We start from the raw sequence: 13,761 nt of genomic DNA on the forward strand, positions 1-13,761 counted from the left end.
AACACGGGGGCCTACCCTGATGTTTGAACTCACGCCGGTTTCACACGGCAGAAAGGCTTCGCACCCACGATGTCAAGCTCCTCTGAGATCCATGACGTGATCATCATCGGCTCGGGCCCGGCCGGTTACACGGCCGCGGTGTACACCGCCCGAGCCCAACTCAAGCCCGTGGTGTTCGAAGGCATCCAGTTCGGTGGCGCGCTGATGACCACCACCGAGGTGGAGAACTACCCCGGCTTCCGGGACGGCGTCACCGGCCCGAACCTGATGGACGAGATGCGCGAGCAGGCGCTGCGCTTCGGCGCGGACCTGCGCATGGAGGACGTCGACGAGGTCGACCTGTCCGGCCCGATCAAGAAGGTGACGGTCGGCGACGCCACGTACCAGGCGCGCGCGGTGATCCTCGCCATGGGCGCGGCGGCCCGCCAGCTCGGTATCGACGGTGAGCAGGAGCGCATCGGCCTCGGCGTGAGCACCTGTGCCACCTGTGACGGATTCTTCTTCCGCGACCAGGACATCGCCGTCATCGGCGGCGGCGACTCCGCGATGGAGGAGGCGACGTTCCTCACCCGCTTCGCGCGCAGCGTCACCCTGATCCACCGGCGTTCGGAGTTCCGGGCGTCGAAGATCATGCTGGAACGCGCGCAGGCCAACGAGAAGATCACCTTCCTCACCAACACCGCGGTGACCGAGATCGAGGGCGAACCGAAGGTGAGTGGAATTCGCCTGCGGGACACGGTGACCGGTGAAGAGTCCAAGCTGGCGGTGACCGGCGTGTTCGTGGCGATCGGTCACGACCCGCGCTCGGATCTGGTGCGCGGCCAGGTGGACCTGGACGACGAGGGTTACGTCAAGGTGGTCGGTCGCAGCACCGCGACGTCGGTCGACGGTGTCTTCGCCGCGGGCGACCTGGTCGACCACACCTACCGACAGGCCATCACCGCCGCCGGGTCCGGCTGTTCGGCTGCCATCGACACCGAGCGCTGGCTCGCCGAGAACGACTGACCCACAACCGATTCAGTCTTATCACCCCGATCAGGAGGACGACATGAGCGAAGATTCCGCAACAAGCACCGTCACCGACGCCTCGTTCAGCCAGGATGTGCTGTCCAGCTCCACCCCGGTGCTGGTCGACTTCTGGGCAACCTGGTGCGGGCCGTGCAAGATGGTCGCCCCGGTGCTCGAGGAGATCGCCAAGGAGAAGACCGGCGACCTGCGGGTGGTCAAGCTCGATGTGGACGCCAACCCGGAGACCGCCCGTGACTTCCAGGTGGTGTCGATCCCGACGCTGATCTTGTTCAAGGGCGGCCAGCCGGTCAAGCGTATCGTCGGTGCAAAGGGCAAGGCAGCCCTGCTCCGGGAGATCGCGGAGCACGTTTAACAGGTAACGCGCAGGCACTCCCCGTTCCCGGAATTTTCCGGATTCTCGCGCGTATCTGCGACAATGCTGTCAGTCCGTCCAGCAGTCGTCGGCTCGTGCCGGCTGCAGCGTATGTGAAAGGCCAGGTATGTCGATTCTGCGTCGAGGTGACCGTGGAGTGGCGGTCACCGAGATCAGGTCGGCGTTGGCGGCACTGGGCATGATCGACAACCCGGACGCCGACCTGACCACCGGCCGGCACGTCGCGCTGGATGTGTTCGACGAGGATCTCGACCACGCCGTCCGCGCCTTCCAGCAGCATCGTGGTCTGCTGGTGGACGGCATGGTCGGTGAGGCCACCTTCCGGGCACTGAAGGAGGCGTCCTACCAACTGGGCGCCCGCACCCTGGCCCACCAGTTCGGGGCCCCGATGTACGGCGACGACGTCGCGACCTTGCAGGCTCGCCTGCAGGACCTCGGGTTCTACACCGGCCTGGTGGATGGGCATTTCGGCCTGCAGACGCACAACGGCCTGATGTCCTATCAGCGCGAGTACGGGCTGTTCCCGGACGGGATCTGTGGCCCGGATACCTTGCGCTCCTTGTACTTTCTGGGCTCCCGTGTCACCGGCGGCTCGTTGCACGCCATCCGCGAGGAGGAGCTGGTCCGGCGCTCGGGCCCGCGGCTGTCCGGTAAGCGGATCATCATCGATCCGGGTCGCGGCGGGGATGACCACGGGCTGATCATGCAGGGCCCCGCGGGTCCGATCAGCGAAGCGGACATCCTGTGGGACTTGGCGACTCGGCTCGAGGGCCGAATGACGGCCATCGGTATGGACACCTTCCTGTCCCGTCCCGGGAGCCGCAGCCCGTCGGATGCCGAGCGGGCCGAGACAGCCAACAGCGTGGGCGCGGACCTGATGATCAGTCTGCGTTTCACCAGCCACGTGAGCCCCGCCGCAAGTGGGGTGGCGTCGTTCCACTTCGGTAACTCGCACGGCTCGGTGTCCACCATCGGACGCAATCTTGCCGATTTCATCCAGCGGGAAGTGGTGGCACGCACAGGTTTACGCGACTGCCGCACCCACGGCCGCACCTGGGACCTGCTGCGGCTCACCCGAATGCCCACGGTCCAGGTCGATTTGGGTTACATCACCAATCCACACGATCGACAGTTGTTGGCTTCCAGCACGACTCGCGACGCTATCGCCGAAGGAATGCTGGCCGCGGTCAAGCGGCTGTACCTGCTCGGCAAGAACGACCGCCCGACCGGTACCTTCACCTTCGCCGAGCTGCTCGCACACGAACTGTCGGTCGAACAGGCCGGCCGCGTTTCACCCAGCTAGCGCTGCACCCGGATCAGCCGCAGGGCACCGCTCCGACCGGTACCTCGATACGGGCCGACTCGAGCAGACGTTCCAGCGCCGCTTCGACACCAGCCTTCCAGCCCAGTCCCTGCTCGAGTTCGAGCCGCAGCCTCGGCACGTAAGGGTGCGGTGCCACCACCTCGAAACCCGCCTCGGCAAGGAGGTCGGAGTCGATGATGCACTGCTCGGTCGAGCAATCCCCGAGCACCTCGACCACCGGGAGCAGATCCGCCGGCACGGCGGCCGGATCGAGTGTCAACATCGCGGAGGTACGGCCGAAGGCCTCCAGCGCCCTGACCCCCCGTCGCACCAGATCCGCGACCACCGCTGCGATCAATCCGCGAGGCAGTGCGCCGGTGTCATCGGACAGGTCCACACCCAATGAGGTGAGCAGCACGGCATCCGGGCTGACCGGGCCGGTGGGGAAACGCCGCGCGCGCGGGACCGCACCCGGCGGAGCATAGAAGGCATACCCCAGACAAGCCGAGTCGCTGCGCAGATCTGGTTGCGCGACGTCCTGCTGGCCCGGGGCGGGAGCGCACTCGACCGCGATCTGCCCACACGATCCCCACTCGAGCATCACCATGGAAAGCCAGGCTTCCTTCTCGAATTCGGGATCGGCCAGATGATCGTCGCCACCCAGGGTCGAGGGGTCCACCTCCCAGAACACGCACTGCCGGGCGTGCTTGGGCAGCTGTTCGAACGCCTCAAGCCGGAGCGGCGTGATTCGCGATGACACTTCGACCCCCGACTCTCACAAAATCCCGGCAGATGACGCTACGAGCGCTTGCGCTGCCCCTCCAGGATAGGAGAGCCCGCCGCGGACGGCCGGGCCAGGCCGGTTTTTGCGTCCGGCAGCACGTTGACGACGAAATGCATTGCCGGACATGGCATCTCCCGCGTCGGACCGGCGGACGCCGGCCGTCCCGCGGTCCAGTGTCACAGTGACGTAATTCGCCTGTGTCCTAGGGTCCACCTCGACAACACCCATTTCGGCCATTTACGACTTGGCGGCGTTCATCAGTTCCACGATCCGCTGCAGATCGTCGACCGACCCGAACTCGACGACGATCTTGCCCTTGCGCTTGCCCAGGCTCACCGTCACCCGCGTATCGAAGGCCGTGGACAGCTGCTCGGCGACATCCTGCAGACCCGGCATCTGGATCGGCTTACGCCGCGGCGACGACGGCTGCGCCGGACCGTTCCGGTTCGCCAGCGTCACGGCCTCTTCGGTGGCCCGCACCGACAATCCTTCGGCAACGATCCGGGCCGCGAGCTCCTCCTGGCGCTCGGGTCCACCTTCCAGGGCGAGCAGCGCGCGGGCGTGGCCGGCGGACAACACCCCGGCGGCCACTCTGCGCTGCACCGCGATGGGCAGGCGCAGCAGCCTGATCATGTTCGAGATGAGCGGGCGGGACCGTCCGATCCGTACCGCGAGTTCGTCGTGGGTCACGTCGAACTCCTCGAGCAACTGCTGATATGCGGCAGCCTCTTCCAACGGATTCAACTGGGCCCGGTGGATGTTCTCCAGAAGCGCGTCGCGCAACATATCGCCGTCAGCGGTCTCGCGGACGATCGCCGGGATGGCGGACAGCCCGGCCTCCTGCGAGGCGCGCCACCGCCGCTCCCCCATCACCAGCTGGTAGCGCGCCCCGTCGCCGGTGCCGGACAACGCCCGCACCACGATCGGCTGCATGACACCGAACTCTTTGATGGAGTGCACCATCTCGGCGAGTGCTTCCTCGTCGAACACCTGCCGGGGCTGGCGCGGGTTCGGTTCGATCAGCTTCGGATCGATCTCGCGGTACACCGCACCGAACTCCGACACCGCGGCCGGGTTACCCGCTGCGGGAGCGGCAGGGCCGGCCACGGGGCCACCCATGAGCACATCGGCGGCCGCGCTCCCCAGCTTGCTACCCAACGGATCTTCGTCGGCGGGGCCGGTGGGGATCAACGACGCCAGGCCACGACCCAGACCGCTGCGCTTCTTCGATGGCTGATTCACGCCTGTCCCCTCTGCTGATCGACAACCTGTCCGCGATGGGCGATCTCCCGGCTGGCGTCGAGATAGCTCATCGCTCCCCGGGAACCGGGGTCGTAGTCGAGGATCGTCATCCCGTACCCGGGTGCCTCCGATACCTTCACGCTGCGCGGAATGACCGTCTTGAGCACCTTGTCCCCGAAGTGTGTGCGCACATCCTCGGCCACCTGATCTGCCAGTCGGGTCCGCCCGTCGTACATGGTGAGAATGACCGTGGTGACATCGAGCTCGGGGTTGAGGTGCGACTTCACCATCTCGATATTGCGCAGGAGCTGTCCCACCCCCTCCAGGGCGTAGTACTCGCACTGGATCGGGATCAGCACCTCGGGCGCGGCGACCAGTGCGTTGATGGTCAACAGGCCGAGCGATGGCGGGCAGTCGATGAAGACGTAATCAAAGCTGTGCTGCTTGAGTTCCATGAGCGCTGTCCGCAGCCGTCCCTCGCGAGCCACCATGCTGACGAGCTCGATCTCGGCGCCCGCCAGGTCGATGGTCGCCGGCACACAGAACAGGCTCTCGTTGTGCGGGCTGCGCTGCAGCGCGTCGTGCAGGGGGATCTCACCGATGAGAACTTCGTAGGACGACGGTGTGCCCTGCCGGTGTTCGATGCCCAGCGCCGTGCTGGCATTGCCCTGGGGATCGAGGTCGATGACCAAGACCTGTAGGCCCTGTCGAGCCAACGCCGCCGCCACGTTCACGGCCGTGGTGGTCTTGCCGACGCCGCCCTTCTGGTTGGCGATGGTGAACACCCGTTGACGTGACGGCTTGGGCAGGCTGCCGCCGCGGTTGTGCAGCAGCCGGGTGGCCCGCTCGGCTTCTGCCGCAATCGGGGTGTCCGCGCCCGGGTCTCCGTTCCACGTGCCTGCGCCGTCCGCCGTCCATGTTTCACGTGAAACATCGGGACCGTCTGGTCGCTGAGCCGGTCCCGGCTTCATCGCTTCCTCCTGTTGGATCGCACCGATCGATCCGTCCGCGGGCTTCGCGTTGCCGCGACCACGGTTACGGGTGGATTCAAATAGTCCACGCCACATCTCACCACCCTTACGTCGGTGGCACCAAGCGAACGCAAGGCCCGCTCGTGATCCACAATTTCCTGCTCGGCCCGCTCCCCTTTGAGGGCGAGCATCCGCCCGCCGACACGCAGCAGAGGCATGCTCCACCGAGCCAGCTTGTCCAATGAGGCGACCGCTCGTGACGTCACCGTGTCCAACTCCCCCACCTCATCCCGAACTCCCGGATCCTCCGCGCGGCCGCGAACGACCGTGACTTCCAGACCGAGATCGTCGACGACCTCTCGCAAGAATTCGCTTCGGCGCAGCAGAGGTTCGACGAGGACCACCCGGACATCCGGGCGTGCTATCGCCAACGGTATACCCGGCAGCCCCGCCCCACTCCCGATGTCGGCCACCCGCTCACCGGGATGCAACAGTTCCGCGACCGCACCGCTGTTGAGCAGATGGCGGTCCCACAGCCTGTCGAGTTCAGACGGTCCGATCAGACCCCACTCGATCCCGGCCCCCGCCAGGATCTCGCCGTAGCGGCGGGCCAGATCGGCACGCTCGCCAAAGCACAAGGCCGCCGACTGGGGAGCCGGACTCAGTTCGCCATGTTTCACGTGAAACATCCTCCGGATGACCCAGGCCGACGGCCTTGTTTTTGTATGGCTGGAACTACATCCCTGTAATTCAGGCCGGCAGTACGACGACGCGCCGGGAGGGCTCCGCGCCCTCGCTCTCGCTGCGCACACCGTCGACCGCGGCCACCGCGTCATGCACGATCTTGCGCTCGAACGGTGTCATCGGCGCGAGCTCTTCGCTCACACCCGAGGCCACCACCCGCCGGGCCACCTTGTCCCCCAGCGCCGCCAGCTCGTCACGACGACGCCGGCGCCACCGTGCGATATCCAGCATCAGCCGGCTGCGCTCACCGGTCTTCTGGTGGACCGCCAACCGGGTCAGCTCCTGGAGAGCGTCGAGCACCTCGCCCTTACGCCCGACCAACTTGTTCAGGTCGGTACCTCCGTCGATACTCACGATGGCCCGATCGCCCTCGACGTCCAGATCGATATCGCCGTCGAAGTCCAAGAGGTCCAACAGCTCCTCCAGATAGTCACCGGCGATCTCGCCTTCGGCGACCAGGCGGTCTTCGAGATCGTCCGTCGGTTCCGGGGCAGCCGTATCCGCTTCGTCGACCGCATCCTCGGTCCGCTCCGTGGTCTCCGCATCAGTCATGTCGTTCTCTCCTTAATCTGCCGCGTCCGCTTCCGGGGACCTTCACCCCAGTCGCCTGGCCGTCGGCCTGGTCTTCTCCGCCTGGCTACACTCGCCCGCGCCGTGGTCAGCGACTAGCGCTTCGGCTTTCGGTTCGGGCGCGCACCTGGACGGGGCGTCTTGTTGGCTGTACCGGTGCCGGTGTTCGTGTCCTCCACCTTGCCCGGGGAATCCTCGACGGAATCCGGCACCGCTGAATCCTCGACCCCCTCGGACTCGGTGAGTTCCTTGGCCGGCCGCTTCGCACGATTGGGCTTCACACCCGGTGCCGGGGCGTTCGCCGCACGGCGTGCGATGGCCTCCTGCTTCTTGGCCTCTTCTTCTTGCTCGATCTTCCCGAACACATAGTGCTGCTGACCGAACGTCCAGATGTTGTTCGCGAACCAGTACAGGATGATCGCCAGCGGAAGGAACGGGCCACCGACCACGACGCCCAGCGGGAAGACGTACAGCGCCAGCTTGTTCATCATCGCGGTCTGCGGGTTGGCCGCCGCTTCCGGACTCTGCCGGGCCACCGAGGCGCGGCTGTTGAAGTAGGTCGCAATGCCGGCCAGGATCATGATCGGCAGTCCGACCCCGATGACTGCCGCCCGGTTGAATTCCGTGAAGGCATCGATACCGGTGGTTTGGATCATGGTCGCACCGAGCGGCGCACCGAACAGGTTGGCGTCCAGGAAGTGGCCGACATCGGCCGCACTGAAGACGTAGTTACCCACCGCGCGGTTCTGCTCCACCGTCAGGTGGATCTGACCGAAACCGCCCTGGGTCCGGTTGAAGGACCGCAGCACGTGAAACAGTCCGAGGAACACCGGGATCTGCGCCAGCATGGGCAGACAGCCCAGGATCGGATTGAACCCGTGTTCCTTCTGGAGCTTCTGCATCTCCAGGGCCATCTTCTGGCGGTCCTTGCCGTACTTCTTCTGCAGTGCTTTGATCTGCGGCTGCAGCTCCTGCATCTGGCGCGTCGTACGGATCTGGCGGACGAACGGCTTGTACAGAATCGCGCGCAGGCTGAACACCAGGAACATCACCGCAAGTGCCCAGGCGAAGAAGTTCGAGGGTCCCAGGATCAGGGCGAACAGCTTGTACCAGACCCACATGATCGCCGACACCGGGTAATAGATGATGTCCAGGCTGAACCAGTTAAACAAGAGAGTCGCTCCTGACGATTACCGCTGACGTTGGCCCCGCGGTGTGGTCACACCGCTCGGGTATCGGATCCCATCCGCCGCGATGCCATGGCCCACATTTGGCCAGCCGCACCACGGCCAACCATCCGCCGCGGATCAGGCCCCATTCGGTCAAGGCATCGACGGCGTACTCACTACAGGTGGGGGTGAAGCGGCATGAGGGCAACCGCAGCGGTGACACCATCGTCCGGTACAGCTGGATGACGAAGATGACGCTTCTGGCTGCCCTTCCCTTCACGACCCGGCTCCGGCCGTGATCCGGGTGTGCTTGAGGGCCGCACGCAGCTCGGATTCGAGCCGCGCGGAGAGGGCGTCTCGGCTGCCGGGCAAGGCGCGAATGACCACCCGATCCGAGACATCGAGATCGCCGAGCATGGCGCGCGCCACATGACGCAGCCGACGGGACACTCGATGGCGTTGCACCGCAGTGCCGACAGATTTCGACACGACGAGGCCGATCTTCGGGCCGTCCGTGCGGTCACCGGAATCGCCCGACCCACCGCGCAGTGCATGCACGACGAGATCAGGCTGAACAGCCCTTACTCCTTGACGAACCGTGACACCGAAATCAGTCGACCGTGTCATCCGGTTTCGGGCCGGAAGCACCGCCCTGAGCCCTGATCGAATCAGGCAGTCAGAGAACGGCGACCCTTGCCGCGCCGCGCGGACACGATGGCCCGGCCGGCACGGGTGCGCATGCGCAGACGGAAACCGTGCACACGGGCCCGGCGGCGGTTGTTCGGCTGAAAAGTCCGCTTGCCCTTGGCCACGGCTGTCTCTCCTTGTTACATATGGGACCGCGACCTCACCACTACGAGTGTTTCGTAGCGATGCGATCACGACCACCGTTGGTAAGCTCGTCGATCTCATGTACTAACCGGCGCGGTCCCCGGATACCCGGGTCGCAGCCGTATCACCACGTGCGGGCGACTGCTCGAGGGTACTGACGAGATTTCCCTGGGTCAAACCTGCGCTCGTCATCCTCTGCCACCGCTCCCCCGCCTGTGCGCATGCTCACTTTCGAATCCCCTGTGAGATCACAAAAGTCACACGCGTCACCAACATTACGGCCCTCGCCAGGTACCTCTCGGCAATGTTGCAGAACGGTTGGCACTCGGAGAGAAAACTGTTAGCTTCTGGCAATGCCGTTTCGATAACGAAGCGGCGCCGGACACCAGAGCGAGGACAACCGCCGGCCGAGAGCCCACACGCGACAACGCACGTGACGAGCTCCGACACAGGTTTCCCCGCGTACGAACAAGCCAACAGACGACGCGACAATCAAGGCTGGCCACTCTCCACAGACTGTGGATAACCATGTGGACAGTTTGTCGTCGTCGATCCTGGGCACCGCCCAGGCCAGCCGCAAGGGGGTAAGCGTCGTTGGCCGCGGACCCCGATGCTTCCTTCGGCACGATCTGGAACAACGTCGTCGCCGAACTCACATCGTCACTGACCGCACAGCAGCGCGCCTGGCTCCGGATGGTGCAACCTCTGGTCATCACCGAGGGATTCGCCCTGTTGTCGGTTCCGACGCCGTTCGTCCAGAACGAGATCGAACGCCACCTGCGTGAGCCGATCGTCGCGTCGCTGAGCCGTCAACTCGGTCAGCGGGTCGAGCTGGCCGTGCGGATCTCCACGCCGGAACCCGAAGCCGAGCCCGTGGTGGCCCCCGCGCCGACCGATACCGAGGAAGTCGACGACGACCTCGAGGCCCGCACCAGCGCCGAGCAGAGCTGGCCGACCTTCTTCAATCGATCGCAGCCGGCCAATCCCGAACCCGACGATGTCAGCCTGAACCGGCGCTACACCTTCGAGACGTTCGTCATCGGCGCATCCAACCGCTTCGCACACGCCGCCACGCTCGCGATCGCCGAAGCGCCGGCACGCGCGTACAACCCCCTGTTCATCTGGGGCGAATCCGGCTTGGGCAAGACCCACCTGCTGCACGCCGCGGGTAACTACGCGCAGAAGCTCTTCCCCGGGATGCGGGTCAAGTACGTCTCCACCGAGGAATTCACCAACGACTTCATCAACTCGCTGCGCGACGACCGCAAGGCGTCGTTCAAACGCAGTTACCGCGATATCGACGTGCTGCTGGTCGATGACATCCAGTTCATCGAGGGCAAGGAAGGTATCCAGGAAGAGTTCTTCCACACCTTCAACACGTTGCACAATGCGAACAAGCAGATCGTCATCTCCTCGGATCGGCCGCCCAAGAAGCTCGCCACCCTCGAGGACAGGCTGCGCACCCGGTTCGAGTGGGGCCTGATCACCGACGTGCAGCCACCGGAGCTGGAAACCCGGATCGCGATCCTGCGCAAGAAGGCCCAGATGGACCGCCTCGATGTGCCGCCCGACGTGCTCGAGCTGATCGCCAGCCGGATCGAACGCAATATCCGCGAGCTCGAGGGCGCGCTGATCCGGGTCACCGCGTTCGCCTCGCTGAGCAATACCGCGATCGACAAGGCGTTGGCCGAGATCGTGCTGCGCGACCTGATCGCCGATGCCAGCACCGTGCAGATCAGTACGGCGACCATCATGGCCGCCACCGCCGAGTACTTCGAGACCTCTCTAGAGGAGCTCCGTGGGCCCGGCAAGACCCGCGCACTGGCCCAGGCCCGACAGATCGCCATGTATCTGTGCCGGGAGCTCACCGACCTGTCGCTGCCCAAGATCGGTGAGGCATTCGGTCGTGACCACACCACTGTGATGTACGCCGAGCGCAAGATCCGCGACGGTATGGCCGAACGACGCGAGATCTTCGATCACGTCAAAGAACTCACCACCCGGATCCGTCAGCGCTCCAAGGGCTGACGCGCCCCTCCCGGCTCCCGATGTGAGCCGAACGGATGAACTTTCACCCGCCTCGCCGCTCGAGGTGCTGTTTGGTGCACCCACCGGCCGGAGAATTTTTCCAAAAAACTTCTGTCCCGGCTGCCCCCTTTGTCACAAGAATCGGTGTGGATACCGCTGTGGAGAAGTTGCGCGCAACCGGCCGGACAACCCTCGTTCACTCCACACCGCCGAAGTTATCCACATTCACACCCAGTGTTCGCCTTGTGATTCCACAGCCTGCCCACACCCGCGCGGGCGTCCCGACCAGCATCGCCACGGGGCTATCCCCAACCTGCACAGGCCCTATTACTGTTGCTTGTATATCTACTTAGTTCCTTCTTTAGAAGAAGGCTGTTGGGGACAGAGCATTCCGGCGATCCGGGCGTGCTCCTCCGGAGCCTCGGTCTCGGCGAGTGAATCGCTTTCAACTTCGCGTCGAACGCTCTACGGTGGTGATTCGATAGCCGGCATGGTCGCCGATCACATCGCGACTAGGCTCGGAGCGACACTGCGCATCCGCGCTCTTGTGCTTGTTTGATGCGGTAGATCGAAGGGACGTTATGGACGTGGTGACGACGAGCGTTGGTCTCACCGATTTGAAGTTCCGCCTGGTACGTGAGGATTTTGCCGACGCGGTCGCCTGGGTCGCTCGCAACCTGCCGAGTCGCCCGACCGTCCCGGTGCTGGCCGGCGTGCTGCTCACCGGGTCCGACGACGGGCTGACGATCTCCGGATACGACTACGAGACGTCGGCCGAGATTCGCGTTGCTGCCGAGATCGCTTCTCCGGGAAGCGTTTTGGTATCGGGTCGGCTGCTCTCGGAGATCACCCGCTCGTTACCCGCCAAGCCCGTCGATGTCAGCGTGGAAGGCACTCGCGTCGCCCTGACCTGCGGTAGTGCCCGATTCTCGCTGCCGACCATGGCCGTCGAGGACTACCCGTCGCTGCCCGCCCTGCCCGACGAGACCGGTGTGATCTCGGCTGATCTGTTCGGTCAGGCGATCGGCCAGGTCGCGGTGGCCGCCGGCCGCGACGACACCTTGCCCATGCTCACCGGTATCCGCGTCGAGATCACCGGGGAGAAAGTTGTGCTGGCCGCAACGGACCGGTTCCGGTTGGCCGTGCGCGAGCTCACCTGGTCGACCTCGGTCGCCGGGGTCGAGGCTGCCGTCCTGGTGCCGGCGAAGACCCTGGCCGACGCCGCCAAGGCCGGCACCGCGGGTACCGAGGTGCACCTGGCGCTCGGTGCCGGCGCGTCCGTCGGTAAGGAAGGCCTGCTGGGTATCCGGTCCAACGGCAAGCGGACCACCACCCGCCTGCTGGATGCGGAATTCCCGAAGTTCCGCCAGCTGCTGCCCACCGAGCACACCGCGGTGGCCACCGTCGGCGTCGCCGAGCTGACCGAGGCGATCAAACGCGTGGCGCTGGTGGCAGATCGTGGGGCGCAGGTGAGGATGGAATTCGACACCGATGTGGTCCGGCTGTCGGCCGGTGCCGACGATGTCGGTAAGGCCGAGGAAGATCTGCCGGTGGAATTCTCCGGGGAACCGCTGACCATCGCGTTCAACCCCGGTTATCTGACCGACGGGCTGAGTTCGTTGCATTCCGAGCGTGTGACGTTCGGCTTCACGACACCGAGCCGTCCCGCAGTGTTGCGGCCGGCAGGCGAGAATGATGAGACTGTCGGTTCGTCCGGGCCGTTCCCGGCCGGACAGACCGACTACGTCTATCTGTTGATGCCGGTACGTCTTCCTGGCTGACCGGTCCTACCTCGCGCAAAGGGGACATATATGCAGCTCGGGTTGGTCGGCCTGGGGAAGATGGGCTTCAACATGCGGGAGCGCCTGCGTTGGGGCGACCATGAGGTCATCGGTTTCGACCCGAGGCCCGAGGTCACCGATGTTCCCACCCTGGCGGCACTCGCCGAGGCGCTGACGGCGCCGCGGATCGTGTGGGTCATGGTGCCCTCCGGTGATATCACCCACCAGACCATCGTCGAGCTCGCCGAGCATCTGCAGCCCGGTGACCTGGTGATCGATGGCGGCAACTCGCGCTACACCGAGGACGGCCCGCACGCAAAGCTCTTGGGCGACAAGGGAATTTCCTTTATCGATGCGGGAGTTTCCGGTGGTATCTGGGGATTGACCGAGGGCTACGGGTTGATGGTCGGCGGCAGCGACGAGGATGTGGCGCGCGCCATGCCGATCTTCGACACCCTGCGCCCCGCCGGTGACGTCGCCGACGGGTTCGTACACGCCGGCCCGGTCGGTGCCGGCCATTTCACCAAGATGGTGCACAACGGTGTGGAGTACGCGCTGATGACGGCGTACGCCGAAGGGTATGAGCTGCTCGCGGCGGAGCCGTTGGTGAAGGATCCGGCTGCGGTCTACCAGGCCTGGTCGAATGGCACCGTGGTGCGGTCCTGGCTGCAGGAGTTGCTGGCCAAGGCGCTCAAGGAAGATCCCGAGCTGGCCAACATCACCGGCTACACCGATGATTCCGGTGAAGGCCGTTGGACCGTCGAGGAAGCCATTCGGCTGCGGGTGCCGGTTCCCGGCATCGCGGCTTCGTTGTTCGCCAGATTCCTTTCCCGGCAAGATGATTCACCGACGATGAAAGCCGTGGCGGCGCTGCGCAACCAGTTCGGTGGGCATGCCGTCAAACGGATTTCCGAGTCGGGCTGACCCGGGACGACG

General features: G+C 65.2%; 15 protein-coding genes. 6 read left to right on the forward strand and 9 right to left on the reverse strand.

Annotated features, from left to right (window positions below; all coding sequences use genetic code 11):
• Nucleotides 1–69 precede the first annotated feature (69 nt).
• The 3 genes from trxB to H7J86_RS14825 all read left to right on the forward strand — a co-directional run bounded on the left by trxB (nucleotide 70) and on the right by H7J86_RS14825 (nucleotide 2,705).
• Nucleotides 70–1,005: a thioredoxin-disulfide reductase gene (gene trxB / locus H7J86_RS14815; protein WP_267291812.1), complete on the forward strand. Its 936-nt coding sequence runs from the start codon at nucleotides 70–72 to the stop codon at nucleotides 1,003–1,005.
• 43 nt (nucleotides 1,006–1,048) lie between these two features.
• Nucleotides 1,049–1,381, forward strand: a complete 333-nt coding sequence (gene trxA, locus H7J86_RS14820) for a thioredoxin (protein WP_090359524.1) — start codon at nucleotides 1,049–1,051, stop codon at nucleotides 1,379–1,381.
• 127 nt (nucleotides 1,382–1,508) lie between these two features.
• Entirely contained in the window at nucleotides 1,509–2,705 is a 1,197-nt protein-coding gene (locus H7J86_RS14825) for an N-acetylmuramoyl-L-alanine amidase (protein WP_267291814.1), read from the forward strand.
• A 13-nt stretch (nucleotides 2,706–2,718) separates the two neighbouring features.
• Here H7J86_RS14825 and H7J86_RS14830 read toward each other — a convergent pair whose 3' ends face one another.
• From H7J86_RS14830 to rpmH, 9 genes are all read right to left on the reverse strand, one after another.
• Nucleotides 2,719–3,465: an acetyltransferase gene (locus H7J86_RS14830; RefSeq protein ID WP_090359527.1), complete on the reverse strand. Its 747-nt coding sequence runs from the start codon at nucleotides 3,463–3,465 to the stop codon at nucleotides 2,719–2,721.
• A gap of 261 nt (nucleotides 3,466–3,726) precedes the next feature.
• A complete protein-coding gene (locus tag H7J86_RS14835) occupies nucleotides 3,727–4,731 on the reverse strand; it encodes a ParB/RepB/Spo0J family partition protein (RefSeq protein WP_267291816.1) in 1,005 nt (334 codons plus the stop codon).
• Nucleotides 4,728–5,702, reverse strand: a complete 975-nt coding sequence (locus H7J86_RS14840) for a ParA family protein (RefSeq protein WP_267291818.1) — start codon at nucleotides 5,700–5,702, stop codon at nucleotides 4,728–4,730. Before H7J86_RS14840 ends, H7J86_RS14835 begins: the two co-directional genes overlap by 4 nt.
• Nucleotides 5,699–6,391, reverse strand: a complete 693-nt coding sequence (gene rsmG, locus H7J86_RS14845) for a 16S rRNA (guanine(527)-N(7))-methyltransferase RsmG (RefSeq protein ID WP_090359533.1) — start codon at nucleotides 6,389–6,391, stop codon at nucleotides 5,699–5,701. Before rsmG ends, H7J86_RS14840 begins: the two co-directional genes overlap by 4 nt.
• A 61-nt stretch (nucleotides 6,392–6,452) precedes the next feature.
• Entirely contained in the window at nucleotides 6,453–6,998 is a 546-nt protein-coding gene (locus tag H7J86_RS14850; protein WP_090359535.1) for a Jag family protein, read from the reverse strand.
• Nucleotides 6,999–7,111: 113 nt separating this feature from the next.
• Nucleotides 7,112–8,137 carry a membrane protein insertase YidC gene (yidC, locus tag H7J86_RS14855; RefSeq protein ID WP_267292958.1) on the reverse strand — a complete coding sequence of 342 codons (1,026 nt, stop codon included), beginning with the start codon at nucleotides 8,135–8,137 and terminating at the stop codon, nucleotides 7,112–7,114.
• Nucleotides 8,138–8,180: 43 nt separating this feature from the next.
• Nucleotides 8,181–8,411 carry a membrane protein insertion efficiency factor YidD gene (gene yidD / locus H7J86_RS14860; RefSeq protein ID WP_208410311.1) on the reverse strand — a complete coding sequence of 77 codons (231 nt, stop codon included), beginning with the start codon at nucleotides 8,409–8,411 and terminating at the stop codon, nucleotides 8,181–8,183.
• Nucleotides 8,412–8,461: 50 nt separating this feature from the next.
• Nucleotides 8,462–8,833: a ribonuclease P protein component gene (rnpA, locus tag H7J86_RS14865; RefSeq protein ID WP_187097532.1), complete on the reverse strand. Its 372-nt coding sequence runs from the start codon at nucleotides 8,831–8,833 to the stop codon at nucleotides 8,462–8,464.
• 20 nt (nucleotides 8,834–8,853) lie between these two features.
• Complete coding sequence (rpmH, locus tag H7J86_RS14870; protein ID WP_073695092.1) at nucleotides 8,854–8,997, reverse strand: 50S ribosomal protein L34; 144 nt, start codon at nucleotides 8,995–8,997, stop codon at nucleotides 8,854–8,856.
• Nucleotides 8,998–9,610: 613 nt separating this feature from the next.
• On the opposite strand from rpmH, the gene dnaA reads away from it, so the two are divergent.
• The 3 genes from dnaA (at nucleotide 9,611) to gnd (ending at nucleotide 13,749) form a co-directional block, all read left to right on the forward strand.
• On the forward strand, nucleotides 9,611–11,044 hold the full coding sequence (gene dnaA / locus H7J86_RS14875) for a chromosomal replication initiator protein DnaA (protein ID WP_267291820.1): 1,434 nt from the start codon (nucleotides 9,611–9,613) through the stop codon (nucleotides 11,042–11,044).
• Nucleotides 11,045–11,625: 581 nt separating this feature from the next.
• Entirely contained in the window at nucleotides 11,626–12,825 is a 1,200-nt protein-coding gene (dnaN, locus tag H7J86_RS14880; RefSeq protein ID WP_090359544.1) for a DNA polymerase III subunit beta, read from the forward strand.
• A gap of 30 nt (nucleotides 12,826–12,855) precedes the next feature.
• Complete coding sequence (gnd, locus tag H7J86_RS14885; protein WP_267291822.1) at nucleotides 12,856–13,749, forward strand: phosphogluconate dehydrogenase (NAD(+)-dependent, decarboxylating); 894 nt, start codon at nucleotides 12,856–12,858, stop codon at nucleotides 13,747–13,749.
• The last annotated feature ends 12 nt before the right edge of the window (nucleotides 13,750–13,761 follow it).

It is taken from the genome of Mycobacterium hackensackense (assembly GCF_025822555.1).
In the GTDB taxonomy this organism is placed as follows: Bacteria; Actinomycetota; Actinomycetes; order Mycobacteriales; family Mycobacteriaceae; genus Mycobacterium; species Mycobacterium fluoranthenivorans.

What these genes read in the sequence shown, in the direction of transcription:
- gnd (WP_267291822.1), top strand. Translation starts at nt 12,856, where the DNA reads ATGCAGCTCGGGTTGGTCGGCCTGGGGAAGATGGGCTTCAACATGCGG.
- trxA (WP_090359524.1), top strand. Translation starts at nt 1,049, where the DNA reads ATGAGCGAAGATTCCGCAACAAGCACCGTCACCGACGCCTCGTTCAGC.
- H7J86_RS14825 (WP_267291814.1), top strand. Translation starts at nt 1,509, where the DNA reads ATGTCGATTCTGCGTCGAGGTGACCGTGGAGTGGCGGTCACCGAGATC.
- H7J86_RS14840 (WP_267291818.1), bottom strand. Translation starts at nt 5,702, where the DNA reads ATGAAGCCGGGACCGGCTCAGCGACCAGACGGTCCCGATGTTTCACGT.
- dnaN (WP_090359544.1), top strand. Translation starts at nt 11,626, where the DNA reads ATGGACGTGGTGACGACGAGCGTTGGTCTCACCGATTTGAAGTTCCGC.
- trxB (WP_267291812.1), top strand. Translation starts at nt 70, where the DNA reads ATGTCAAGCTCCTCTGAGATCCATGACGTGATCATCATCGGCTCGGGC.
- yidC (WP_267292958.1), bottom strand. Translation starts at nt 8,137, where the DNA reads ATGTGGGTCTGGTACAAGCTGTTCGCCCTGATCCTGGGACCCTCGAAC.
- H7J86_RS14850 (WP_090359535.1), bottom strand. Translation starts at nt 6,998, where the DNA reads ATGACTGATGCGGAGACCACGGAGCGGACCGAGGATGCGGTCGACGAA.
- yidD (WP_208410311.1), bottom strand. Translation starts at nt 8,411, where the DNA reads ATGGTGTCACCGCTGCGGTTGCCCTCATGCCGCTTCACCCCCACCTGT.
- rsmG (WP_090359533.1), bottom strand. Translation starts at nt 6,391, where the DNA reads ATGTTTCACGTGAAACATGGCGAACTGAGTCCGGCTCCCCAGTCGGCG.